Origin of the sequence: Brevibacillus sp. HB1.3 (assembly GCF_013186635.1) — a bacterium.
Taxonomy (GTDB): Bacteria; Bacillota; Bacilli; order Brevibacillales; family Brevibacillaceae; genus Brevibacillus; species Brevibacillus brevis_D.
The window spans coordinates 399,537-423,279 of record NZ_JABMIT010000006.1 but is presented as its reverse complement, the minus strand read 5'-3'; the positions used below and the strand labels follow the sequence as shown (position 1 = coordinate 423,279).

General features: G+C 47.1%; 24 protein-coding genes and 1 pseudogene. 19 read left to right on the top strand and 6 right to left on the bottom strand.

Annotation, left to right across the window (positions count from 1 at the left end; translation table 11 throughout):
- Window positions 1-106: 106 nt before the first annotated feature.
- Window positions 107-292, bottom strand: coding sequence for a DinB family protein (locus HPY31_RS28850; RefSeq protein WP_253901835.1), 186 nt, complete (start codon window positions 290-292; stop codon window positions 107-109).
- 397 nt (window positions 293-689) lie between these two features.
- Here HPY31_RS28850 and arsR point away from each other — a divergent pair, with 397 nt between their 5' ends.
- From arsR to arsC, 4 genes are all read left to right on the top strand, one after another.
- On the top strand, window positions 690-1,004 hold the full coding sequence (gene arsR, locus HPY31_RS17125) for an arsenical resistance operon transcriptional regulator ArsR (RefSeq protein ID WP_172141674.1): 315 nt from the start codon (window positions 690-692) through the stop codon (window positions 1,002-1,004).
- Window positions 1,005-1,070: 66 nt separating this feature from the next.
- Window positions 1,071-1,508, top strand: coding sequence for an ArsI/CadI family heavy metal resistance metalloenzyme (locus tag HPY31_RS17120; RefSeq protein WP_172141673.1), 438 nt, complete (start codon window positions 1,071-1,073; stop codon window positions 1,506-1,508).
- Between the two features lie 13 nt (window positions 1,509-1,521).
- Complete coding sequence (gene arsB, locus HPY31_RS17115; RefSeq protein ID WP_172141672.1) at window positions 1,522-2,565, top strand: ACR3 family arsenite efflux transporter; 1,044 nt, start codon at window positions 1,522-1,524, stop codon at window positions 2,563-2,565.
- A gap of 19 nt (window positions 2,566-2,584) precedes the next feature.
- A complete protein-coding gene (arsC, locus tag HPY31_RS17110) occupies window positions 2,585-2,989 on the top strand; it encodes an arsenate reductase (thioredoxin) (RefSeq protein ID WP_172141671.1) in 405 nt (134 codons plus the stop codon).
- A 129-nt stretch (window positions 2,990-3,118) separates the two neighbouring features.
- On the opposite strand, the gene HPY31_RS17105 is transcribed toward arsC, so the two are convergent.
- Both HPY31_RS17105 and HPY31_RS17100 read right to left on the bottom strand, forming a co-directional pair.
- Window positions 3,119-3,328 (bottom strand): hypothetical protein, encoded by a 210-nt coding sequence (locus tag HPY31_RS17105; RefSeq protein WP_172141670.1) that lies wholly within the window; start codon window positions 3,326-3,328, stop codon window positions 3,119-3,121.
- Between the two features lie 65 nt (window positions 3,329-3,393).
- Window positions 3,394-3,737, bottom strand: a pseudogene (locus HPY31_RS17100) (transposase); the annotation flags it as partial.
- 257 nt (window positions 3,738-3,994) lie between these two features.
- Between HPY31_RS17100 and HPY31_RS17095 the strand changes: the two are divergent.
- From HPY31_RS17095 to HPY31_RS17080, 4 genes are all read left to right on the top strand, one after another.
- Window positions 3,995-4,999 (top strand): PepSY domain-containing protein, encoded by a 1,005-nt coding sequence (locus HPY31_RS17095; RefSeq protein ID WP_253901834.1) that lies wholly within the window; start codon window positions 3,995-3,997, stop codon window positions 4,997-4,999.
- A 584-nt stretch (window positions 5,000-5,583) separates the two neighbouring features.
- Complete coding sequence (locus HPY31_RS17090; protein ID WP_172141669.1) at window positions 5,584-6,615, top strand: Cfr family 23S rRNA (adenine(2503)-C(8))-methyltransferase; 1,032 nt, start codon at window positions 5,584-5,586, stop codon at window positions 6,613-6,615.
- Window positions 6,616-6,671: 56 nt separating this feature from the next.
- Window positions 6,672-7,559 (top strand): sugar nucleotide-binding protein, encoded by an 888-nt coding sequence (locus HPY31_RS17085; RefSeq protein ID WP_172141668.1) that lies wholly within the window; start codon window positions 6,672-6,674, stop codon window positions 7,557-7,559.
- A gap of 6 nt (window positions 7,560-7,565) precedes the next feature.
- Complete coding sequence (locus tag HPY31_RS17080; RefSeq protein WP_172141667.1) at window positions 7,566-8,258, top strand: aspartate/glutamate racemase family protein; 693 nt, start codon at window positions 7,566-7,568, stop codon at window positions 8,256-8,258.
- Window positions 8,259-8,347: 89 nt separating this feature from the next.
- Here HPY31_RS17080 and HPY31_RS17075 read toward each other — a convergent pair whose 3' ends face one another.
- The gene (locus HPY31_RS17075; protein WP_253901833.1) at window positions 8,348-8,869 is read right to left on the bottom strand and encodes a pentapeptide repeat-containing protein; all 522 of its coding nucleotides are present in this window, start codon (window positions 8,867-8,869) and stop codon (window positions 8,348-8,350) included.
- A 194-nt stretch (window positions 8,870-9,063) separates the two neighbouring features.
- On the opposite strand from HPY31_RS17075, the gene HPY31_RS17070 reads away from it, so the two are divergent.
- Genes HPY31_RS17070 through HPY31_RS17040 form a run of 7 tightly spaced genes read left to right on the top strand, consistent with a single transcriptional unit; the run spans window position 9,064 to window position 16,829 of the window.
- The gene (locus tag HPY31_RS17070; protein ID WP_015892740.1) at window positions 9,064-10,140 is read left to right on the top strand and encodes a putative 2-aminoethylphosphonate ABC transporter substrate-binding protein; all 1,077 of its coding nucleotides are present in this window, start codon (window positions 9,064-9,066) and stop codon (window positions 10,138-10,140) included.
- A 17-nt stretch (window positions 10,141-10,157) separates the two neighbouring features.
- Window positions 10,158-11,207 carry a putative 2-aminoethylphosphonate ABC transporter ATP-binding protein gene (locus tag HPY31_RS17065; RefSeq protein ID WP_172141666.1) on the top strand — a complete coding sequence of 350 codons (1,050 nt, stop codon included), beginning with the start codon at window positions 10,158-10,160 and terminating at the stop codon, window positions 11,205-11,207.
- Window positions 11,208-11,212: 5 nt separating this feature from the next.
- Window positions 11,213-12,922, top strand: a complete 1,710-nt coding sequence (locus HPY31_RS17060; protein ID WP_172141665.1) for a putative 2-aminoethylphosphonate ABC transporter permease subunit — start codon at window positions 11,213-11,215, stop codon at window positions 12,920-12,922.
- A 1-nt stretch (window position 12,923) separates the two neighbouring features.
- Entirely contained in the window at window positions 12,924-13,718 is a 795-nt protein-coding gene (gene phnX / locus HPY31_RS17055; protein WP_172141664.1) for a phosphonoacetaldehyde hydrolase, read from the top strand.
- Entirely contained in the window at window positions 13,715-14,833 is a 1,119-nt protein-coding gene (gene phnW, locus HPY31_RS17050) for a 2-aminoethylphosphonate--pyruvate transaminase (RefSeq protein WP_172141663.1), read from the top strand. The genes phnX and phnW overlap by 4 nt, the downstream gene beginning before the upstream one ends.
- Window positions 14,834-14,851: 18 nt before the next feature.
- Window positions 14,852-16,015: a saccharopine dehydrogenase family protein gene (locus tag HPY31_RS17045; RefSeq protein ID WP_172141694.1), complete on the top strand. Its 1,164-nt coding sequence runs from the start codon at window positions 14,852-14,854 to the stop codon at window positions 16,013-16,015.
- Between the two features lie 25 nt (window positions 16,016-16,040).
- The gene (locus HPY31_RS17040) at window positions 16,041-16,829 is read left to right on the top strand and encodes a DeoR/GlpR family DNA-binding transcription regulator (RefSeq protein WP_015892734.1); all 789 of its coding nucleotides are present in this window, start codon (window positions 16,041-16,043) and stop codon (window positions 16,827-16,829) included.
- 50 nt (window positions 16,830-16,879) lie between these two features.
- Here the strand turns inward: HPY31_RS17040 and HPY31_RS17035 are convergent, their stop codons facing one another.
- The gene (locus HPY31_RS17035; protein ID WP_172141662.1) at window positions 16,880-18,526 is read right to left on the bottom strand and encodes an AraC family transcriptional regulator; all 1,647 of its coding nucleotides are present in this window, start codon (window positions 18,524-18,526) and stop codon (window positions 16,880-16,882) included.
- Between the two features lie 103 nt (window positions 18,527-18,629).
- The gene (locus HPY31_RS17030) at window positions 18,630-19,589 is read right to left on the bottom strand and encodes an ABC transporter substrate-binding protein (protein ID WP_172141661.1); all 960 of its coding nucleotides are present in this window, start codon (window positions 19,587-19,589) and stop codon (window positions 18,630-18,632) included.
- Window positions 19,590-19,666: 77 nt separating this feature from the next.
- Here HPY31_RS17030 and HPY31_RS17025 point away from each other — a divergent pair, with 77 nt between their 5' ends.
- From HPY31_RS17025 to HPY31_RS17010, 4 genes are all read left to right on the top strand, one after another.
- Entirely contained in the window at window positions 19,667-19,843 is a 177-nt protein-coding gene (locus HPY31_RS17025) for a hypothetical protein (RefSeq protein ID WP_172141660.1), read from the top strand.
- Between the two features lie 20 nt (window positions 19,844-19,863).
- Window positions 19,864-20,838, top strand: a complete 975-nt coding sequence (locus HPY31_RS17020) for an ABC transporter substrate-binding protein (protein WP_172141693.1) — start codon at window positions 19,864-19,866, stop codon at window positions 20,836-20,838.
- Window positions 20,839-20,966: 128 nt separating this feature from the next.
- Window positions 20,967-22,559, top strand: a complete 1,593-nt coding sequence (locus HPY31_RS17015; RefSeq protein ID WP_172141659.1) for an AraC family transcriptional regulator — start codon at window positions 20,967-20,969, stop codon at window positions 22,557-22,559.
- A gap of 128 nt (window positions 22,560-22,687) precedes the next feature.
- Complete coding sequence (locus tag HPY31_RS17010; protein ID WP_172141658.1) at window positions 22,688-23,743, top strand: FecCD family ABC transporter permease; 1,056 nt, start codon at window positions 22,688-22,690, stop codon at window positions 23,741-23,743.

Sequence of the window (23,743 nt, the reverse complement as noted above, 5' to 3'; positions counted from 1 at the left end):
CAAAAGGGGGTTTCTCTTCAGTCTGAGGGCCTTATAAAGGCCCTTTTATCATATGTGTCCTGGCGATGTTTTCGATAGTTGAACAAGGCTACCCCGAATCATTCCCTCACAATTGTATAAAGTCAACATTAACTGGTTCAATACCAACTGCTCGAAGTCGTGAGATAATCTGTCCTCGGTGATACTGACCATGCAAGGCTACAGGAATTAACATATCCCGTACAGAATACGTAAACTCTCTTCCTTTACTATTCGTGTAGGATATTATTTTATCTAGGTCAGTATTTGGCATATTCGTAAAAAAAGCAGTGAAGCTCTCTTCATTTTGTTAATAAGTTCTGCACAGATCTTTAAATCGGCCTCCGACCATATGGGAAGTTGTGAACTGTCCATTCCACGCAATCTAGTTATCCATATTTTTTAGCATGAAGGATATGGGAAAATAAACGCCATATCTCCTGATTTTCATCTTCAATACTTTGCAGTGTTTTAAAAATACGTTGGTTAGCCCAATCGATTTTTCCTGGATTTCAACTCATTTTCTCCGTTTTTAAGCACTGACAGGGGCCATAAAACTGAGCCCTTTTTTATCGGTTAATCAAATAAAATTGATTTACGCATTGCATCTTATTGGGGATACTGCATATAATAAGTTCATCAAAAAAATTTGATAAATGAGGTTATCTTCGATGAACGACTTGAAGCAGCAGCTAGAACAATATGAGAAAAAATTCAAAGCTCTTGCTGATCAAAAACGATTAGAAATCATGTATGAGCTCTGCCAGAGAGGTAAAACCTGTGTCTGTGATCTAACGGAAGTATTTGATATGCCGCAATCAAAGTTATCGTATCATCTCAAGATCTTATTAGAGGCCAACCTAATCACGAAAGAGACAAAAGGCACATGGAGTTACTACGATCTAAATGATGTGGAAGTCAACCACCTGTTATCGGAAGAGCTTTGTTGTATTTTCAGGAAAACAGGTAAAGGAAGCTGCTGCTAATTTTTTTTAAACCTTATATCAACTTTTTTTGATTAACTCTATTAAAATTTAGGGAGGAACACGAAAATGAAGTATGTTCACGTTGGGATTAACGTCACGAATTTAGAGAAATCGATTGATTTCTATCAGAAAGTGTTCGGAGTAGAGCCGGTAAAGGTAAAGACAGATTATGCGAAGTTCTTATTGGAGAACCCAGGGCTTAACTTTACACTAAATGTTCGGGACACCGTTAGCGGAAATCAAGTGAATCACTTCGGATTCCAGGTTGAAAGTACAGAAGATATAGTAGCTCACAAGGAAAGGCTAGAAAAGGAAGGCTTTTTCGCACGTGACGAGATGGATACGACTTGTTGCTATGCCGTTCAGGACAAATTTTGGGTTACTGATCCCGACGGTAACGAATGGGAGTTCTTTTACACAAAGGCCGATAGTGAAGTTCATAAAATTCATTCCACATCCTGCTGCACAGAATCCACTACTGAAGTAAGCAGCTCTTGCTGTTAGGACGAATAGGACCATGAAACAACTATCATTTCTAGACCGCTTCCTGACCCTCTGGATCTTCCTTGCCATGGTTATTGGGATTACTGTAGGAACTTACATTCCAGCTTTTACAAGTGGCTTAAATAGCCTACAGATTGGTACAACATCCATACCTCTCGCGATCGGCTTAATCGTGATGATGTATCCCCCTTTAGCAAAGGTTCGTTATGAAGAGATGGGGCGTGTATTTAAAGACCGAAAGGTTCTTTTGTTATCCCTTATTCAAAACTGGGTGATTGGCCCGGTTTTGATGTTTTTGTTGGCTATCGTTTTCCTGCCAGATAAGCCAGAGTATATGGTTGGTTTGATTATGATTGGCCTGGCACGCTGTATTGCCATGGTCATTGTGTGGAATGACCTGGCAAAAGGAGATACAGAATACGCTGCTGGCCTTGTAGCATTCAATTCTGTGTTTCAGATGCTTTTCTTTTCGCTATACGCTTATGTTTTTGTCACCATCATTCCGGAATGGCTTGGCATGCAGGGAGCTGTCATTAGCATCACAATGGCGGAAGTTGCAACATCGGTGTTTATTTACCTGGGGATTCCTTTTCTAGCAGGGGTACTTACGCGCTATTCTCTCGTAAAAGTAAAAGGCCGACAGTGGTATGAGAAAGTATTCATTCCGAAAATAAGTCCTATGACGCTGGTTGCCTTACTCTTTACCATTATTGTTATGTTCTCAACACAAGGACAAAACATCGTAAGTGTACCACTAGATGTGGTGCGAATCGCGATTCCACTTCTCATCTACTTCATTCTAATGTTCTTTATTTCTTTCTACATGGGGAAGAAGATAGGGGCAAATTATCCCGTTACTACGACCCTCGCTTTTACGGCAGGCAGTAATAATTTTGAATTAGCGATCGCAGTGGCAGTCGGTGTGTTTGGAATTCACTCAGGTGCCGCCTTTGCAGCCGTCATCGGTCCTCTTGTTGAAGTACCGGTTATGATTGCATTGGTAAATGTAGCGTTATGGTTCAAGCGCAAATATTATGCCGACTCATCATGTAAATGAAGCAGAAAAGGAGAGCATCATGATCAACAAAAAAACCATCTATTTTTTATGCACAGGAAATTCCTGCCGTAGTCAAATGGCAGAAGCATGGGGAAAGAAACACTTAGGTGAGACTTGGAATGTCTTTTCCGCTGGGATTGAAGCACATGGCGTCAATCCAAATGCCGTACGGGCTATGCAAGAGGTGGGGATTGATATTTCCAGCCAAACATCTGATGTCATAGACCTCGATATTTTAAACAATGCGTATCTCGTCGTAACATTATGCAGCCATGCGGATTCCATTTGCCCAACCACACCCCCACATGTAAAACGCGTCCATTGGGGATTTGACGATCCGGCAGGGAAAGAATGGCCGGAGTTTCAAAGAGTGCGTGATGAAATCGGAGCTCGTATAAAGAAATTTGTGGAGACAGGGGAGTAACCTTCTCCGCACGCGGGATGTAACTATCTAATGTACGAGGCATGAAAAGTCCCCTTCTTACGAAAGGGGATTTTCTCTATACTCTGAATACCCTCCTACTGGAGAGAAGCTGTTGTAATCATAAAGCTGTTAAAACTCCGACTCTAATTTATTGTACTTTTGATCATATACATCTTCCTCTGCATCCAGCCAGAAGTGATATGATTCACCTACAACAATTGCTTCTTTCATAGTGTCCACAGAGCTATTAGCTGTAGTGTTTTTATTTGAATTTTCTATAACAATCACTTCCCTGCAAAGAGATATTCTTAGTTTATGCCTCTCTGTATGTTCTTTCAACAGTCATATATAGTGGATTCAACAGCGAATCAATCTCATGCCCATTGTCATCAATTTTTTCGTCATAGCCGCCTGCAAGTATGTCCTATCGCTTTTCTCTTTGCCATTTGACGTTCGACCAGACGCACATAGTAGGATGCAAATACATTTGGACCAGATCTTTGAGAAATTAGCAACAGGGCCATTTGAAATACTCTACGGGAATCCCGAACCCTACTGTTGGTTTGATGTGTACCTTTTACAGAGGTTCCTGATTGTTTATTTTCTGCTGAAACGCCGAGGTACTTTTTAAATTCTTTATAGGTACTAAAACGTTCAATATCACCGATGACACCAATCAATGTGCAAGCTCATCCATCGCCCATCCCATAACTGGTAAACAGTAAAGTAGTTCGGTATATGGATGGGGGACACCTAAGCACTACAGTAATGCTCATACATCTTTTGGATTGTTTTCAATGCAAATCCTCCCTCCCAGTTCTTCTGCCCGTTAGTTGAGCAATGCCGTCAGTCTACAACATTATTATCTAGTCTAAAGTTTTCATATCTTCGAACAGATGAAGTTATTTTTCTTGTGAGATATGTTTTCTTATCGTGTGACAATCATTTCCAAATATCGTCTTATTGTGTGAGCTTCCACGTCAAGAAAAGATGGAGGATACACATATGACCTCGACCTCTCAAAGGCGTTATCCTGTACTGGCAAGTAGTGTACTCCTAACAGCCACACTGCTCCTGTCACCAGCCACGGGCACAGTTATGGCAAATCAGGCAGGCAACCAACAAGCAGCCGCTCACCTTCAGGAAAATCAGTTAAGCGAAAAGGCAAAACGAACGGAGCAAAAGCTGCAAAAGCTCTTCCCAGCGCTCGATGACACATCAAGATATATTACCTTGGAAACGAAAGACCAGCAGCTTGTGTACGAGATCCGTTATGAAAAAAATAATGAATTCTTTGCCAGAGCCTATATCCATGCAGAAACCGGAAAACTGCTCACGTATTTATTGGAGGACAAGGATCTTGAAAATCCTGATGACAAGCTGGCCTATAAGAGCGCCGATACCTTCATGGAGGGGTGGATCGGTGAAATGCGCAGCCTGTACAAGGTAACGAGGGCTCCTGTAGGCGATGTCATCTATAGCCGCTATGTAAATGGCATTGAGGTAGTTGGCGATGAGTTTCGGTTGTCAGTAAACAGTGCGGGACAGGTAACCCACATTTCGGGAGGAGAAAACACGCTGACAAACATCGATCCAGCTGACTTCCTCCCCTCAGCCCAAGCGATGAAGAAAGATCGGCTCAGTCACTTTATCCCACCCCGCCTGCAACTTATGTATACCCATGGTGAAAATCAGACCGATCTCGTCTACTCATCTGCATTCTCCGGTTATATAGACGCAGTAACAGGAGCTGAGCTGTTCACTATTCGGAAGCCTAGAAACTGGAAGTGGAAACCAATCTCCCTCACGCCTGGTGGAAAGGCATTAAAGGTCACGAATGAGCAGGAGGCAGTGCGGATTTACGAAAGCGAGTTTGGTATGAGCTTGAAGGGTAGTACCTTCAACGGCTTCCATAACGAGATGGAGAGTATCTATCTTTCCCCTGACGAAAAGGAGTTATTAGTTGCGAACTGCTATACATCTACCCATTTATTAATGGTGAGAGATTAGCCAAACCAGTCCTTGTCTATTCAATTAATGTTAACGATATCAATGCCCTGACAGGTAAGGTTCAAGAGTAGGTAGTAAAAGGTCAGCTAGATGATTGTTTCGTCATATATAGGATGTTATAATGCAGAAACTGGTATGTTAAAATCGTGCTGACAATGAACGATAGGAGATGAAGAGGATAATGTAATCATTCTTGCCACTTTTCTAAAGAATAAAGCAGAATTTGTCTTATTCTTTATTGGCAAGATCGTTACCTTATTCTTTTCACTCAGAAAATATATCCTTTTAATACCCTGCAACGGGTTGGATGTGCCGTATTTTTTGAGCTACAAGAAAGGTAACTTTCTTGTAGCTCTTTTTTATTCTGACAAGAGATAAACCATTTCTAGGAGGATGAAAGCGATGGAGATTGAGGTTGTAGATGATTATGTGAACCGGTTCTTACTGTGTGAAGCGGTTCACAAAAAAACAAATCGGTTGCCGGAGATTTACCTATTTATCGACAGATGCACGTAGATGAATGACGTATCATAGCGCCAATTGACGGTTGCTTTATATGGTTTCTCCGGCAGTAAGGAGAAGACATGAAACTAACCTCGAAATATGAAGCGATTCGGCGAATCTTGTCCGAAGGCAAGCAGCCCGAGTATCGGTATGCTCAGATTATGGACGCCATTTTCAAGCAAAACATCGACGAATACGAACGGATGACCATCCTGCCCAAATTTTTGCGCGACGAGTTGAACCGGGTACTTGGGCCGAACGTTTGCAGTATCGCTCCGGTAAAGGAACTCACGTCGAAACAGGTTAGCAAGGTGCTGTTTGCGATTCCGGGCGACGAACAGGTCGAGGCCGTACGACTTACTTATGAGCGGGGGTGGAAATCGTATTGTATTTCCACACAGTGCGGTTGCGGATTCAGGTGCAAGTTTTGTGCTACCGGTACCATTGGTCTGAAAAGAAATCTGACCGCCGACGAAATTACCGACCAATTGCTGTACTTTCGTTTGAACGGTCACTCTTTAGACAGCATCTCATTCATGGGCATGGGGGAAGCGCTCGCCAACCCTCATATTTTTGAGGCCATGACGATATTGACCGACCCGTATCTCTTCGGTTTAGGACATCGACGAATTACGATTTCCACGATCGGCCTGTTGCCGGGGATCGACAAGCTGACTCGGGAGTTTCCCCAGGTCAATCTAACCTTCTCGCTGCATTCGCCGTTCGACGATCAGCGAAGCGAGCTGATGCCGATTAACGACCGATTCCCAGTCCGCGACGTACTAATGGCATTGGATCGCCACATCAGGGAAACAGGGAGAAAGGTATATATTGCGTATATTCTTCTTCGTGGAGTAAACGACTCGACAGCGCATGCGGAAGCAGTTGCCGAGTTGCTAAGGGGAAGAGGATCTTGGGAACATCTCTACCACGTTAACCTGATTCCATTCAATTCGACCGAAGTTACGCCAGACAGCTATCGGCAATCTGATCCTTCGCGGATTAAAGCGTTTGTTCGGATCTTGAAGTCAAAGGGGATAAGCGTCACGGTTCGAACTCAATTCGGATCGGATATAAACGCGGCATGCGGCCAGTTATACCGTTCTGAATAATGTGGTATATTGGATCATAATGGAAATGGTAAGTGATGAAGGGGGGGGGACATGCCATGGAGAAACGCTGCGTATTGTTGATGGGGGCTAGCGGCTACTTGGGAAGTCAAATCTATCAGGAGCTTTTGCGGGATAATGCCATTGATCTGATAGGTACATGCTTTTCTGCACAAGCTGACCATCAATTGCTTCGGGTCGACGTGACGGACACCCCTTCTTTTTCAGCGATACTGCAAGAGTTTTCACCGCATGTTGTCATTTGGGCGTTGATGAGTGCAACAGATGAACGAGAGCTAATAGAAAAAGGCTTGGATGTTCTGCTTTCTCAGTTACCGGAAGAGAGCAAATTGATCTTCATCTCCACAGACGGAGTCTTCGGAAGAGGTACTGGCTCTTATCGGGAAGAAGATCAGCCCGAGCCATTAGACGAGAGAAATCCGTTAGCTGCTTATTCAAATGCCAAAATACATGGGGAAGCTACAATTCGCGAGCGGCATCCCAATCATGTCATCGTGCGAGTGGGTCCGATCTATGGTCGCAATGCGGTTGGGCAATGGGATAAACGCGTCGCTTCGATGTGTGCAGATCTGGAAGCTGGGAGAGAAATAAGCCGGTCAGGTAATTTGTACAAGTCGTTTGTCCATGTGGAAGACGTGGGGAATGCCATCCACGAATTGCTGCATAGTCCTTACCTTGGAACGCTACATCTAGGTCCAGCAGAGAAAGAGAGTTATTATTCTTTTTACAAAAAGATGGCTCTGGCATTAGGGTTGAATGCTGATGGTGTAAAAGAAGCCTTGTTAACAGAAGCGGAGGCGCTGGAACGAGGGATTCCGTTGGACACTTCGTTTTATACGAAAAAGGCACGAGAACTGCTACGGACCCGTTTTCGTCAGGCGGGATGGGAAAACGCAAATAGCAACGCTAACGACAAAGGAGAGTAGAGAACAATGAAAACAATCGGATTAATTGGCGGCATGAGCTGGGAGTCCTCCTTGGTCTACTACCGTTTGATCAATGAAACCGTCAAGGAGCGGCTGGGCGGTTTGCATTCGGCAAAAAGCATCCTGTATTCTGTTGATTTTGCCGAGATCGAAGAAATGCAACGAGAAGGACGATGGGAAGAAGCCGGCGAGCGGATGGCGCTTGCGGCGAAAAGTCTCGAAGCGGCAGGAGCCGACCTGATTGTTCTCTGTACAAATACGATGCACAAGCTGGCGTATGCCATCGAGGAAGCGACCAATTTGCCTTTTCTTCATATTGCGGATGCAACAGCGCAAGCGATCACGAACCACGGACATAAACGAGTGGCACTGCTTGCGACGCGATTTACGATGGAGCAGGATTTCTATACAGGGCGTCTGCGTGATGTTCATGGATTAGAGGTACTGCTACCGGATGAACAAGAACGAACGCTCGTCCATGAGATTATTTACAATGAGCTGTGTGTCGGGATCATTCGCGAAGAATCCAAGCGTAATTACCAGGCGATCATTGAGCGATTGGTCAAGGAAGGCGCTGAGGCAGTCATCCTCGGTTGCACGGAAATCGGTCTATTGATCACAGCCCAAGATTGCACGGTCCCGGTCTTTGATACGACTGCGATTCATGCAGAGGCAGCTGTGGAGGCTGCTTTGCGGTAGAGCAAAGGCAAAAAATAAAAGACTGAGTTCATTCCATTTGCTACTAGAATGGATGACTCAGTCTTTTTTTTGTGCAATCGTACATGTTTTTATTTGTCCTTGATTAAATCCGAAATCAAGATACCGTTTATTTTCAATCCAGTAATGTCGCAATCCGTTATTTCTACATTAGATAAATCACAATTTCTGAATTGCCCATTTGAAAGATTACAGCTATGAAAACTTACGGGTTTGTATTGCCCATCGTGATTATAATTTCCGTCTCCCTCCATAGGAAGAACCACATTGTGAAATTCTGTTCCAAACAAATGGACGTGGTCAATAACAGCGTGGCTGAAATTCGCATGCTGAATGCCTGCACCTGACAAGTTTGCGTTGGAGACTTTGAGTCCACTCATATTCACATCATTCAAAGTCATTTGACTTATATTTACGTTATTCATTGTGGTCTTCGCCAAGCTGACATTATCCATGTCAAGTTCCTCAGCATTAACCTCCTGCCATTTAGACCTTGATATATCCGCCATTTGCAAGTCTAACGGTTCCGCCTTCAAGTTCATACTCATATCTCCCTTTGCATGATAATAATGAGGCATTTGTAACTTCGACATACACCTTGTTTTTCCTTTATTACCCAGTTGCGTTTTCTGCTCTCCCAAGAAATCTTCTGAAACCAAAAAAACACAACCAAAAACACATAAAAACAATCAATTTACGTTTCGTTCATATCCGCTTAATATTTTCCCCGTAAGATTGGTGTCGTAGGAACCAAGAAATGAACATTCCGCAAAGAGGAGAGGTTCTCATGAAGAAATGGCATTATCCTTTACTTGCTTCCGTTCTATCAATCGCGTTTTTAGCAGGATGTGGACAAGCACCAGGGTCACAACCAAACACACAAACTTCCACAAAGGAAAGTACAAACGCCTCAGGTGAGATTACCGTGTATACGGCGCTGGAGGATGACCAGATCAAAACGTATTTGGAATCCTTCAAAGCGAAATATCCAGATGTAAAGGTCAATATCGTCCGCGATTCTACAGGGATCATCACAGCAAAGCTGCTGGCGGAAAAAGATAATCCACAAGCAGACGTCGTATGGGGAACAGCAGCGACAAGCCTGCTTGTACTCGAACAGCAAGGCATGCTCGAAAGCTATTCGCCGAAAGGGATCGAGAAGGTATCCCCGGAGTTTAAGGATTCCAAGGAACCAGCAAGCTGGGTAGGAATCGATGCATGGGAGACTGCGATTGCGGTCAATACCAAGGAATTGGAAAAACGCAATTTGCCTATCCCGCGTTCATATGAAGACCTGATCAAGCCGGAGTACAAAGGGCTGATCGTGATGCCGAATCCAGCGTCTTCTGGAACTGGGCTTCTCACCGTCAACGGAATCATGCAATTAAAAGGGGAGAAAGAAGGCTGGGCTTACCTCGACAAGCTGCATGAAAACATGGCGATCTACACGCATTCCGGCTCGAAGCCAGCGAAAATGGCTGCATCGGGCGAGTATCCAATCGGCATTTCCTTTGGCTACCGTTCGATTACTGAGAAGAAAAAAGGCGCACCAGTGGAAGTCGTCTTTCCAACAGAAGGCTCAGGCTGGGATGTAGAGGCGAATGCCTTGATGAAAAAGAGTCAAATCAAGCCAGAATCCAAGCTGTTCTTGGACTGGGCAATCTCGGACGAAGTCATGAAAGCTTATAACCAGAACTTTGCCATCGTCAGTGTCAAGCAAGAAGGCGCGACACTCCCGGAAGGCTACGCAGTAGATCCGATCAAGCAATTAATCAAGCTCGACCTGAATCAAGCCGCACAAAATCGCGACAACGTCTTGGCGGAGTGGGAAAAACGATACGCGACCAAGAGTGAACCCAAGTAAGCAGCGAGGAGAACAGCATGACACAATCCTATCTATCCATTCAAGGGGTCAGTAAACGCTTTGGTTTGTTTGCCGCATTGGAGCACATTTCCATCGAAATTGACAAGAATGAATTTGTCTGTCTGCTCGGTCCCAGTGGCTGCGGTAAAACGACATTACTGAGAATGCTGGCTGGATTGGAACAGCCGACAACAGGCAAGATGATTCTGGGAGGCAGGGAGATTACTTCTCTGCCTCCTGCAAAACGAAACATTGCGATGATGTTCCAGTCGTACGCCTTGTTTCCCAATTTGACGGCTGCCGAAAACATTGCCTTTGGTCTGCAAGAAAAGAAGCTAGGGAAAAAAGAAATCGCAGCCAAAGTAGAAGAGGCGCTAGACATGGTTGATTTGTCTCATGCCGCCGCCAAATATCCCAGCCAGCTCTCAGGCGGTCAACAGCAGCGAATTGCCTTGGCGCGAGCGATTGCACTATCGCCGGATATCTTGCTTTTAGATGAACCACTATCCGCATTGGATGCAAAGGTAAGACAAAAGCTGCGCCGGGAGATTCGGCGTTTGCATGAGCAGTACGGCATGACAACCGTGATGGTCACCCATGACCAGGATGAAGCATTGACCATGGCAGACAAGATCGTCGTCATGGATCATGGAGAGGTCGTTCAGGTAGGTACACCCGAGGAGATCTATAACAGACCAGCGACTCCGTTTGTTGCTGATTTTATCGGAGCGATCAACTTTTTTGAGTACAGGCGCTTTGAGAATGTGCAATCTGATCCGAATCGCTTACTTGCGATCAGACCGGAGCATGTGCGGCTCTTGCAGCAAGAATCCGAATGCACCATGCCTGCGACTATTTCCGAAATAGAATTTCGCGGTGCTTTTTACCGAATCTTTCTGGAGTGGCAAGAGGAAGGTCAGAGAAAAAAAGAGCTTCTGACAATCGATTTAATAGCGGCCGAGGCACAAAGACTTGGAATTGCCCGTGGCAAAAAGATGTGGCTGGAGTTTCCGCTAGAGAATTTGCTGACATTTGAGCATGCGCCAACCATAGAGGAACAGGAGTGAGCAGCATGAAGGAAATGACATCGATCTTCGATGGAAAAGCCATGCAAAAGTGGCTCATCGGCCTTGTCGTTCTTGGATTGTCAGCGAGTGTCCTGTTGCCACTTGGCCAGCTGTTTTCCAAAGCATTTTATAACAAGAACGGTCAGTTCATCGGCCTGGACAATTTCGTTACGTACTTTTCCACCCCAGCACTGGCAGGGTCGCTGAATAACACCTTGTATATTTCTGCGATGACCACGCTGATTGCAGTCACACTCGCTTTTCTGTTCGCGTATGCCTTGACGCGCAGCGGGATTCGCGGAAAACGAGTCTTTCGGGCGATCGCGCTGCTGCCGCTGTTTGCGCCCACGATGATGCACGGAATCGCCCTGACCTACCTTTTTGGGAATCAGGGGCTGGTAACAACAGGGATCTTCGGGCTGCTTCCGTTTCAATGGGACATCGATTTGTACGGCCCAGTTGGGATTGTTTTGGCGGAGATCGTCTATGTTTTCCCACAAGCGTATTTGATTCTCGCTGTTTCCCTTGCTTTTGCCGACTATCAATTGTACGAAGCGGCGGATACGCTCGGAGCGAACCATTTGCGCAAGTTTTTTGTAGTGACGATTCCCAGCGTGAAATACGGTATCGTCAGCGCCTGCTTTGTTTGTTTTACTCTCTCGTTTACTGACTTCGGAGCACCAAAGGTTGTCGGCGGACAGTTTTCTGTACTGGCAACAGACGTCTACAAGCAGGTCATCGGTCAGCAAAATATGACGATGGGCGCAACGGTTGGGCTGCTATTGATCATTCCTGCTCTCGTAGCGTTTGTCGTGGACCGGATTGTTGAGCGAAAGCAGCATGCGGCTGTAACAGCCAAGTCCAAACCGTATCGAATCAAGGAAAATCGTTTGCGCGACACGTTTTACTTCATTCTTTGTTTGAGCGTCAGCGGATTTTTGCTGCTTCTCATGGCTGCGGTGGTACTAGCTTCTTTCATCAAAGTATGGCCGTACAATCTGACATTCGGCTTGGATCATTACGACTTTTCCAACGTAGCTGGAGAAGGGATCGAGCCACTGTGGAACAGCATTCTCGTCGCCTTGCTGACGGCAGTGATCGGGACGGCGGTGACGTTTATTACGGCCTACACCATAGAAAAGTCCCAAGTGTGGAAGGGGCTTCGCCAAGCTGGATACTTCCTGTCGATTCTCCCGCTGGCATTGCCGGGGATGGTCATTGGGCTAGCGTACATTTTCTTCTTCAATAATCCGTCGAATCCATTTCACGGGATGTACGGAACGATCTGGATTTTGATTTTGGCGAACGTTATTCATTTTTTCGCAGTTGGTTTTATTACAGCAACGAGCGCATTGAAAAAGCTCGATCCCGAGTTCGAGCAGGCGGCAGAATCCATGGGGATCTCGCAGACAAAGCTACTGTGGCGCGTCACGATTCCCGTTTGTATGCCGGCAATTGTCGAGATGGCGGTGTACTTTTTCATCAACTCGATGGTGACGATCTCGGCGGTTGTTTTTCTGTACGCAGCCGATTTCAAATTGGCATCTGTCTCCATCGTGAACATGGATGACGCCGGGGATGTGGCTCCCGCAGCAGCGATGTCGGTATTGATTGTCTTCCTCAACATCCTCGCACGTGCTGGTGCAGAATGGATCGCATCCAAACTTCGCAAACGGACAACAGGGTCCTACCAAGAGAAAGGTCAGGTGGCATAGCATGAAAGCAGTAGTATTTGATTGGGCAGGAACGATGGTAGATTACGGATGTTTCGCTCCTTTAGCTGTCTTTTTACAGGTGTTCAAAAAACGGGGGATCGAGCTGACAGCAGCAGAAGCACGCGAACCGATGGGGATGCTCAAGCGCGATCATATCCAGGCGCTTTGCAAAATGGAGCGGGTAGCAGCGCTATGGCAAGAGCGTTACGGTCGACTTCCGAATGAAGCGGATGTGGACGAATTGTACGCTGACTTCGAACCGATGCTGATGGCTACGCTGCACGAGTATGCCACTCCTGTTCCGGGAGCAATTGAATTGGTAGGACGTCTGCGTGAGCAGGGCATCAAAATCGGCTCGACCACAGGCTACACAAGAGAAATGATGAACGTGGTAGCAGCATCAGCTAAACAACAAGGCTACGAGCCAGATGTACTAATCACCCCAAGTGAAGTGCGTGCAGGACGTCCATATCCATGGATGTGCTATCAAAATGCGATCCTGCTGGACGTATATCCAATGAACGAGATGGTCAAGGTCGGTGATACGACGAGCGATATGAAAGAAGGCAGAAACGCCGGAATGTGGACTGTTGGCGTTCTGAAGGGTGGAAGCGAGCTCGGTCTGTCCTTGGAGGAAGTGACGAGCATGCCACAGGAAGAGCTGGATAAAAAACTGGCTATCGCAACAGAACGACTGATGGCAGCGGGTGCGCACTACGTGATCGAGGAGATTGGATGCTTGGATGAGGTGCTCAAAAAGATCGAGATGCGTCATGCAGAAGGAGAGAGACCATGAATCAGACAAGACCAACCGATAATCCGTACTTGTTGCTCACCCCCGGGCCATTGACCACTTCCCCAACCGTCCGCGAGGCGATGCTGCGGGACTGGTGCACGTGGGATCGTGATTACAATGAATTGGTACAGGCAATCCGCCAAAAGCTCGTCCGATTGGCAACTTCGCAGGTAGAGGATTATACGAGCGTTTTGATACAAGGTAGCGGGTCCTTTTGTGTGGAAGCGGTGGTGAGCAGTGCGATTCCCGCAGACGGCAAGCTGCTCGTTCTGACGAATGGTGCATACGGGGATCGGATCGTGGAAATGGCACAAATTCATGGAATTGCGACGGAGGTCATTGATTTTGGCGAAGTGACAAAAGCCGATGCAGAGGTATTGGAGCAGAAACTAGCGGCGGATGCAACGATCACGCATGTGGCTGTCGTGCATTCAGAAACGACTACGGGCATGCTCAATCCCATCAAAGAAATCGGTGAAGTCGCTAAGAAATACGGAAAAGTCTATATCGTAGATGCGATGAGCAGCTTCGGTGGCATTCCAATGGATACAGCAGAGCTCTCGATTGACTTCCTGATCTCAAGCGCGAACAAATGCATCCAAGGCGTGCCTGGCTTCGGTTTTGTCATTGCCAAAACGTCTGCGCTCATCAAATGCAAAGGGATCGCCCGTACATTGTCCCTCGATTTGTACAGCCAATGGAAGACGATGGAGGAGCAAAACGGAAAGTGGCGCTATACTTCTCCGACTCATGTCGTGCGAGCCTTTTATCAAGCACTGATAGAGCTTGAGGCAGAGGGCGGAGTGGAAAAACGGTACGAGCGTTATCAGCGCAATCAGCAGCTACTCGCAAAAGGCATGGAGCGCATCGGTTTTCGCATCTTGTTGCCAAAAGAATCGCAATCGCCCTTCATCACTTCCTTTTACTATCCAGAAAGCGAGGCATTCACCTTTGCACAGCTGTATGAGCGGCTAAAGCAGGCAGGCTTCGTCATCTATCCGGGCAAAATCTCGCAAGCGGACACGTTTCGGATTGGCAATATCGGAGAGGTTTATCCAGAGGATATCGAGAGATTAATCACCGCAATGGAAAACAATCGTTTCTGGCTGGAGTAAAGAACAGGAGGCATCGTGATGAAGGTGTTTTGCTTGGGTGGAGCGGGAAATATTTGTCGAGAAGCCGTGCTCGATCTCGTGATGCATTCAGATTTTGAGCAGATCACGATCGGCGATTTTCATGAAGAGGAAGGTCGCAAGGTAGTCGAGTGGCTGAACGATCCACGCGTAGATTTTGTTCCGGTAGATGTGCGCGATCATGCGGATACGGTCCAAAAAATGCGCGGTTACGACATCGTTATGGACGGAACCACGATCACACTGAACGGCCTGTCTACTGCTGCGATTGCGGAGGCTGGCTGCCATGGCATCAATTTGAACGGTTTTGGGGAAGAAAACGCATCAGATGCGATCTTCCGCGACCATGGGAAGACCTGCCTGCCAGGCTTTGGCATGACACCTGGACTGACCCAAATGATGGCGATGCATGCAGCAAACCAGCTCGATGAAGTCGACGAAGTCCGCGTCAGCCACGGTTCCTTTCGTCCGATTGCCTTTTCCAAATCAATCACAGAGACGACGACCTACGAGTATGATCCAGACTTGCCAGGGCGCGTCGTCTATGAAAATGGGGAATTTATTCAAGTCCCGCCATTTGCTCGCCCACGCGAAATAAAGCTTCCCGAGCCGTATGGAAAAACAATTCAGTACATCATTCCTCATGCAGAAACGAAGACGCTGGCACAGGCTTTGTCTCCAAAAGGGGTAAAGCTGATCGAGGTGCGCGGAACATGGCCGAAGCAAAACATGGAGTTGGTCAAAGCCCTCTATGATTATGGCTTTTTACGCAACGACCTCATCAGAATAGGGGAAACAAAGGTGGGAATCCTTGATTGTATCTCCCAATACCTCTACAATTCTAGAGAGGGAAAAGAGACGGAATTATACGGGTATTCGCTTCATGTCGAGGTAACAGGTACCAAGGACGGTCGCAAAGTAGGACACGTCCTGTACCATACACATCCGGCATCTGACGGCTCTGTAGCCGATTGGGCTGGGCTGCGCGCCTATACCCGCAACGTAGGAATCCCGCTGGCGATTGCGACTGAGCAGATCGCAAAAGGAAACGTAAAAGCTACTGGTGTCATCACACCAGAAGAAGCATTTGATCCGGCTGTGATTTTTCACGAGCTGGCAAAACGTCAGATTTACATCCATGGAGAGAAAATCGAAATGACGTAAAGTACGATATAGGGGGACATTCGTCGTGTCGTTGTTCGGGGAAGAGCGTAAGCAAATCATTTTGCAGTTGATCAATTCCAATGGCAAGGTGCGGACCAATGAACTGGTAAAAAAGCTGCAAGTCTCGTCTGAGTCGATCCGCAGGTATTTGGAAGAGCTGGAAGCGGAGAAAAAGCTGAAGCGGGTTTATGGCGGGGCAGTAAAGCTGACAGTGGAGCGCTTTGAGCCTTCTCATATTGCTCGTGAAGTCTTGCGAGCGGAAGAAAAGAAAAGGATTGGACGGTTGGCAGCAGACTTGGTACAAGACAGCGATACCATTGTCATCGATGAAGGAACAACGACTCTGAAAATGATCAACTTTCTCGTGACGAAAAAAGATTTGACGATCCTCACTAGCTCGATCACGGCGCTGAATCGATTAATCGAGTACCAAAACAATGGAATGCTTGCGGCAGATATTTACTTCCTGGGTGGGAAAGTGAGTGCCAAGCATCATCGGGTCAGCGGGACCTATGCAGAGAAGATGATGAAACAATTTTATGTAGACAAGGCGTTTATCGCGGCAGACGGCATCTTGCTCCATAAAGGCTTGACCTGCTATGAGCCGGATCGAACGGAACTCGCCCGTTGTTTCATCGAAAATGCCAATGAAAGCATTGTGTTAGCGGATCACTCCAAGATCGGGGTCAGCACATTGTGCAAGATCGCAGACTTGGGAGAGGTCGATATCGTGATCAGCGATATGGCAGCACCAGCAGAATGGAATAAAGAACTCCAAGCAAAAAATGTAGCATGGATGGTAGCAGAGGAGTAGGAGCAAACAGGTCAGTGATTCCCCACGACAGGGAAGCTGGCCTGTTTGCTTTAAGAAGAATGCTGTAACCAAAAAGGCAGCATATGCAGCAATCTCTCTCTGGTAAGGGCAGCGCCGCCATTCCATTTTTGCGCTTCTACTAAATAGACAAAGCCGTTTTGAACGGCAGGCAGACTGTGCCACTGATCACTTTGCATCAATGCGGCAGTAGCCTGACGCGATTCGGGGTCTTCGGACAGCAGCATAAAGATCCGATCGCCTGCGTACAGGTGGATGTCCTTCTCTTGAATTTCGATAAAGCCGTAGCCAGCTTGCAGTACTTCTTGAATTTTATCCACAGGAGTAAAACCGCTTGGATGGTAGAGGGCGGAGGAGAGTCCAGAAGTGCCCATTACGAACAGACGCCCGCCATGCGCATGGATAAAGACGGAGGCAGTCTCACCAGGCACAAGCTTGGAGCGGAGCTGATTCCACATAGTGGAAGCTTTCATGTGGTATTTTCTGAGCCAATCTCTCGCCTCGTCCTTTTTCCCCAGCCATTCTCCGAGTGTCTGCAATCGTTCCTCCAGCGAAGCAAATGAATTAAACGTGAGCGTGGGGGCAATCCGGCTCATCTGCTTGTATTTGTCTTCTTCTGCGTTCGCGAAAATGATTAGATCTGGCTTCAATGTCGTCAAATCGTCATAGTCAACGGGAAAGGCGATATCCTCCACTTGTTTTACTCTGTCTCGATAGATCGTTCGTTCCATCCAGGTAAAATTCCCGCCGACGATGTTTTCCACATGGAGCGCGAGCAAATCATTAAACGTCTCCCCAATATAAATAATGCGTTGTGGCTGAAGGGGGATCTCTACCTCATGCCCTGTCCAGTCCCGCACGAGCTCCATGCGTTGAGTCAGCCTGGAATATTGCCTTGGCGTGTAACCGGTCGTTTTTCGAAAGCGACGATTGAAATAATACTCATCCGTGAAGCCGACCTGCGAGGCGATGTCCCGCAATGAATCGTTCGAGCTTTTCAGGAGCTTTTTCGCTTGATAAATACGCAGCGCTGTCAAATATTCCAAAGGCTTTTTACCCGTCAACTGGCGAAAGAGCAGCGTGTACTGCCACGACGGCACATTGGCCAGTTGTGCCAACTGCTTGACCGTCATGTTCTCTTGATAATTTTGCTGGATATAACGAATGCTGTTCTCCACCTCTTTGCTCTTGTTGGGGAGATGGGTAGGAGATAAATTTTGCTCCAGCAAAAATCCGAGCAGCTTCTGGAACCGCAATTGCTGCCAGAAGCTGTCCATTTCAGAAGAGGTGGAACTGCCCAAGAGCAAAGCATCGCAAAAGCGCAAGAGCTGAGCAGAAGGGTGAGCGGACAGCTCGATACGGCCATCAAGCAGTGCGTATGGGTACGGTAGGGGCTTATTGTCTTCTTCGAACAAGATGACGGTAAATGAGATTTGATAGCACTCAATCGCGCTGTCGTACAAGGATTCGATAGCAAAAGGAGTAGACGGTGAAAGCAAAAAACACTTTCCTGCAAAAGGTGTAAACGTTTGGTCGTGAATACGGAGGCTGCCGTACCCTTTTGGGAAGAAGAGCAGGGTATGAAAGGGAGTGGGTGAGGGATTAGCCGTCCGCTCTACTTTACACAACTGAAAATGAAGGGAACCGAGCGGGGAATGTGGTGGTATAGAGTGAAGCATCGGTTGTGCCCTCCTTACTTTGTGAGAATCATTATCATTCATTCTCTCCATCGTATACAAAAGAAAGAAGCTTTTCAATCATTGTTGAAAAGCTTCTCCTATTTCATTCCTTCGCCAGGATTTCAGGAATCTTTTGCAGGAGCCACTCTCTTGTTGTTGCATCACTGCTAGATTTTTCGATGTCGATAAAGTAGACATACCCGTTTTTCACAGCAGGGAGGTCTTTCCAGACGCGTGATTTTAGAAGTTCCTGCGTTGATTTCTCAGCTTCCTCGCTCGGCGTATTCAGAATAAAGATACGATCTCCCGCTATTTCGGGCAAACGTTCCACGGAAATGAGCTCAAATCCTTTTTGTGCATCGAGTATTTCCTGAATGGGCGCGGTGGGCTTGAATCCGTTTGTATCGTAGAGGACTTGGGAAAGCCCTGTTCTTGCCATGACAAACAGCCGATCACCTGGATAATAGGTAAAGACGGAAGCGGTTTCCCCTTCTTTTATGCTGCCAGACTCCTTCAGCTTCTTCCACATCTCCTCCGATTGGCGCTTGTAATCGGCAAGCCATTTCGTAGCTTCCTCCGGTTTCCCAAGAATATCACCGAGCTGGGTCATCCGCTCTTCCAACGGCGCGAATGTATCAAAAATGACGGTAGGGGCGATTTTGGCTAGTTGTTCATATTCTTTTTCTTCGGTATTGGCATAGATGATCAGGTCGGGCTGTAATTCCAGGACCCTTTCGAGATTAATGGGAAAACCGACATTCTCTACATCGTGCAGTTGGTCCTCAAAGATTTGATTGGTGTACCCGAATCCCCCAATTGGCTTCACGCCCAACGCGAGCATATCGCCAAAGGTCTCACCGGAATAGATGATTCGTGCAGGGGAGACCGGGATGTTGCCTGCATGCCCGAGATAATCCGTATATGGACGTGTCTGGCTTTTCTGACTTGCCTCGTTGCTCGTTGTGGTCGTTGCTTGCGAAGCAGATGGACTGCATCCGATGAGCAAGCTGCCAGCCAGTACGAAGATTCCTAGCGTTCCGCTTATGTTGCGCATGTGTTTCATTTTCATTTTCCTCCAGTAGGCGTTTGAGTCTGTTTGCTATCAATGATAATCATTATCAGATATATCTTACCAGCTCAATGGACAAACGTCAGATACCCATCATTGATTTTGTACAAAGGGAAGGATTTCACACGGACAGTTGTGGAGTTTGGACAAAAAATAATGGAGAAAATGCATTGTCAGATGGAGAGGAAACACATATGATCAGGATGCAAAAAGGTGAGAATGAGAATCAATTGGATAATCATCAATAGTTGTGAGAGAGGGTAGAAAGATGGTCAAAACGGTTAGGAAAGCAGGATTAGCATGGATGGCATTATTATTGATCATGATGCTCGTATTAACTGCGTGTGCAGAAAAAGCAGCGGAGCCAACATCCGCTGAGCAGAAAGCATCGACAGAGAACACCGCTGCGAAAACCAAAGTGGTGAAGGACGCCTATGGTGATGTGGAAATTCCGGTAAAGCCAGAGCGGGTAGCGGCGATTTATCAGGAGGACTTTTTGACAGCACTGGGTGTGACCCCGGTTATCCAGTGGTATCACCCGGCGTGGGGCAAACAGGATTACCTCGGTTTGGACGTGCCGCTTTTTGATATTACAGGAAGTATGGAAGCGTTACTTGCAGCCAATCCGGATATCATCATTGTGGATGGCTACGCTGATCCCAAGAAATACGAGGAATTCAGCAAGGTAGCCCCGACGTACAAGCTGCCGGATGAGCTCCGTAACGATACGATTGGCAGACTCAAGAAAATCGCCGAGGTGTTAGGCGTTCCAGAAAAAGCAGACGAAGCGATCCAAAAGTACAATGAGAAAATTGCGGATACGAAGGCAAAGCTGGAAAAGGCAATTGGCAATGAAACAGTGGCTGTCATTCGTTTGAACGTGGGAAATAAGCCGAATTTGGCCCTCTTCGGAGATGGCAATGTTTACACAGGCATGCTCTATAAGGAGTTGGGCCTTACGCCGTATGCGCCTGCCAAAAATCAGGAAACCCACGTGGTATTATCAGAAGAAGCCATCCCGGCTATCGATGCAGATCATATCATTGTGTTCCCGTCGAACGGTACGTGGACTTCCGAAGAAAACAAGGATGCGCTCAAGATTTTGGAGAGCCCCATCTGGAAATCCGTTCCTGCTGTGAAAAAAGGTCATGTCTACCCAATGGAGCGGACACATTGGCAATCTGGTGCCATTCTGGCCAATATGAAGAAGGCAGACGACTTGGTCAAAGCGTTTGTAAAATAATCGAGTTCAGGGGAGAAAGCGCGTCATATCGGTGATGCGCTTTCTTTTTTCATTGGTGGAGCTTGTCGTCGGGATGTTAAATCATTATAATAAAAATGATAATCATTCTCACGAAAAGGGTGAGGGAGATGAATAACGAAGCATCCGGAGCCAAACTATCTCCACCATCATTCTTTGCCATGACGGCCATCCAAAAGGTCAATGTGGAAAGATGGCAGGACTATCAAGAGCCGGAAGACTACACGATGATTGTAGCAACAGAAGGAGAAGGGCTCATGGAAATTGAATCGTCGACCTATCGGTTCACTCGGGAGCGGTGCTGGATTGCAGCACCGCGTCAGAACGTTCAGATCAGTTGCACGGGTCACGTTCTCGACTATTATTCTCTTACTTTTCGTGTCGTCCACACAGAAGCTCCGACAAAGGAACAAGCTTCCGAGGCATTTTTCTGTCTGGGGGAGTTGACCTGCACGCCTTTTTCACGTGTCGTTGAATTGATTGTGGAGATTTACAAGCATCGCGATGCCACGGAGGCGCTGCAACGATTTTATAATCACGTGCGGTTTGAGGAATTGCTATGTGTTTTGGCCCAGCAAAATATGCCAGGCAAAACAACGTTGGACCCGAAGAGAGCAGTTGAACGTTCGATTGCATATGTAGAGAAACACTTTCAAGAGCCGCTGACCGTAGACCAGCTAGCACAGGAAGCGAATGTGCCACGTTGGCGATATACGCAGCTCTTCAAGGAAATGACGGGAGAAATACCACTCGATTACATGAATCAGCTGCGGATCAATCGGGCGAAGCAACTTCTGCTCATGACAGGTGATCGGATCAACGAGATTGCCCAAAACGTCGGATTCAACAGCGAGTATTATTTCAGTCGTCGTTTTAAACAGCGTGTAGGGCTCGCGCCAGGAAAATATCGCAACATTCATCGGGATGATTTACGAGTTGTCTCTCTTTATATGGAGGATTATTTGCTGGCTCTTGGCATCCGACCCGTTGTTCAATGGGCGCATACATATTGGGGAAAACAGGACTACTTGGGCCTGCATGATGTACCGACGTACGATGTGCTGACAGATGACGTGCAGCTCTTGTCCAGTCGAGCCCCCGATGTCATTATGCTACGGGAGTGTACAGGCTGGAAGGCGGATGTGTATGCCCAATGTACCCGGATTGCCCTGACATGCGTGATTCGGCAGTTCGGACCGGAGTGGCGAAAAACACTGCGCACCCTCGGTGATCGGCTGGGCCGAAGTGAATTGGCAGAGCGGTCAATCGAGCAGTATGAACAAAAAATAAGAGCTGCCAAAAATGTAATGGCACACAGTCTCAAAGGGCAGAAGGTAGCCTTCTTGCGCATCTCGGCCGATCAAATCCTCGTGGAGAAAAATTACACATCGCAGGTGTTGTTTCAAGATTTGGAAATGGAGCCGGCCCTGCTGGTAAAAAAACAATTCGCCAAGCAGGTGAGAGAAGGGGTATCGTGGGAAGAACTTTCTAAGCTGGATGCCGATCATATTTTTTTCGCCTTTGACAGATGGCATCAGGGTAAAACAGGTGCCGAACAGCTACAGCTCAACCATCCCGTGTGGCAGGAGCTTCCTGCTGTCCAAAGCAAGCGGGCGTACCAGGTGGATTTCATGACCTGGATGAATCACGGTGTAATCGCCAACGGAAAAAAGGTCGACGATGTCCTAAAAGTATTAGCGTAAATCTACAAAGAAAAGCACGCAATTGTCCATTGACACTTTTTTCATGCTTCGCCTAAAATTCATATATGATAATAAGAATCAATATCACCAACAACTCAGCTCCAAACTAACGAAAAAAGGTGGCACGTATGAGTCAACACGCACATTCCCTGAATGAGGGGAATAACGAAAAGCCGGTCGCGTTTCGCTCACGCCCTTGGGCAGCGACGCTTATTTTGACTGGTGGGGTTTTCGCTTTAATACTGGGGATGTTTTTGTCTGTGTCATTTGGAGCAGCCGACATCCATTTTGCTGTCGTATGGGAAGCTATTTTTCAATTTAATCCTGCTATTACGCAACACCAAATTATTCAGGAGATTCGTTTGCCGCGCTTGCTCGGCGGTGCAATGGTCGGGGCTAGCCTCGCTGTTGCAGGTGCCATTATGCAAGGGATGACACGCAATCCGTTGGCGGATTCGGGATTACTCGGTCTGAACGCTGGTGCCGGATTTGTTTTGGCACTCTGCTTCGCTTTTTTCCCAGGTCTGCCGTTCATGTACCTGATTCTCTACAGCTTTTTGGGTGCTGGTGTAGGGGCAGGTATGGTCTACGGGATCGGTTCATTGGCAAAAGGCGGCTTGACTCCGGTGCGCCTCGTTTTGGCGGGTGCCGCATTGACCGCCCTATTGTCTGCGTTAAGCGAAGGGATTGCGCTTTACTTTAAAATCGGACAGGATTTGGCCTTCTGGTATGCAGGCGGTGTGGCGGGAACCAAATGGTTTCAGCTTGAAGTCATGTTTCCGTGGATTGTCGCAGCTCTGTTTGGGGCGATGATGTTGTCGCGTTCCATCACGATGCTCAGTCTTGGAGAAGATGTGGCAAAAGGCTTGGGGCAGCGCACGGCGTTAGTCAAACTGGCAGGCATGATCATCGTCCTGATTTTGGCAGGATCTGCGGTCGCCGTTGTTGGGGCTGTAGGCTTTGTTGGATTGATCGTTCCACATATGACCCGCTTTTTGGTTGGGGTCGATTACCGATGGATCATTCCTTGCTCAGCCATTTTGGGCAGCTTGCTCGTCGTATTCGCCGATTTGGCCGCAAGAATGGTAAATCCCCCGTATGAGACGCCGTTAGGGGCACTTATTGCGCTAATCGGTGTACCGTTCTTCCTTTACTTGGCGCGTAAAGAAAGAAGGGAGATGTAA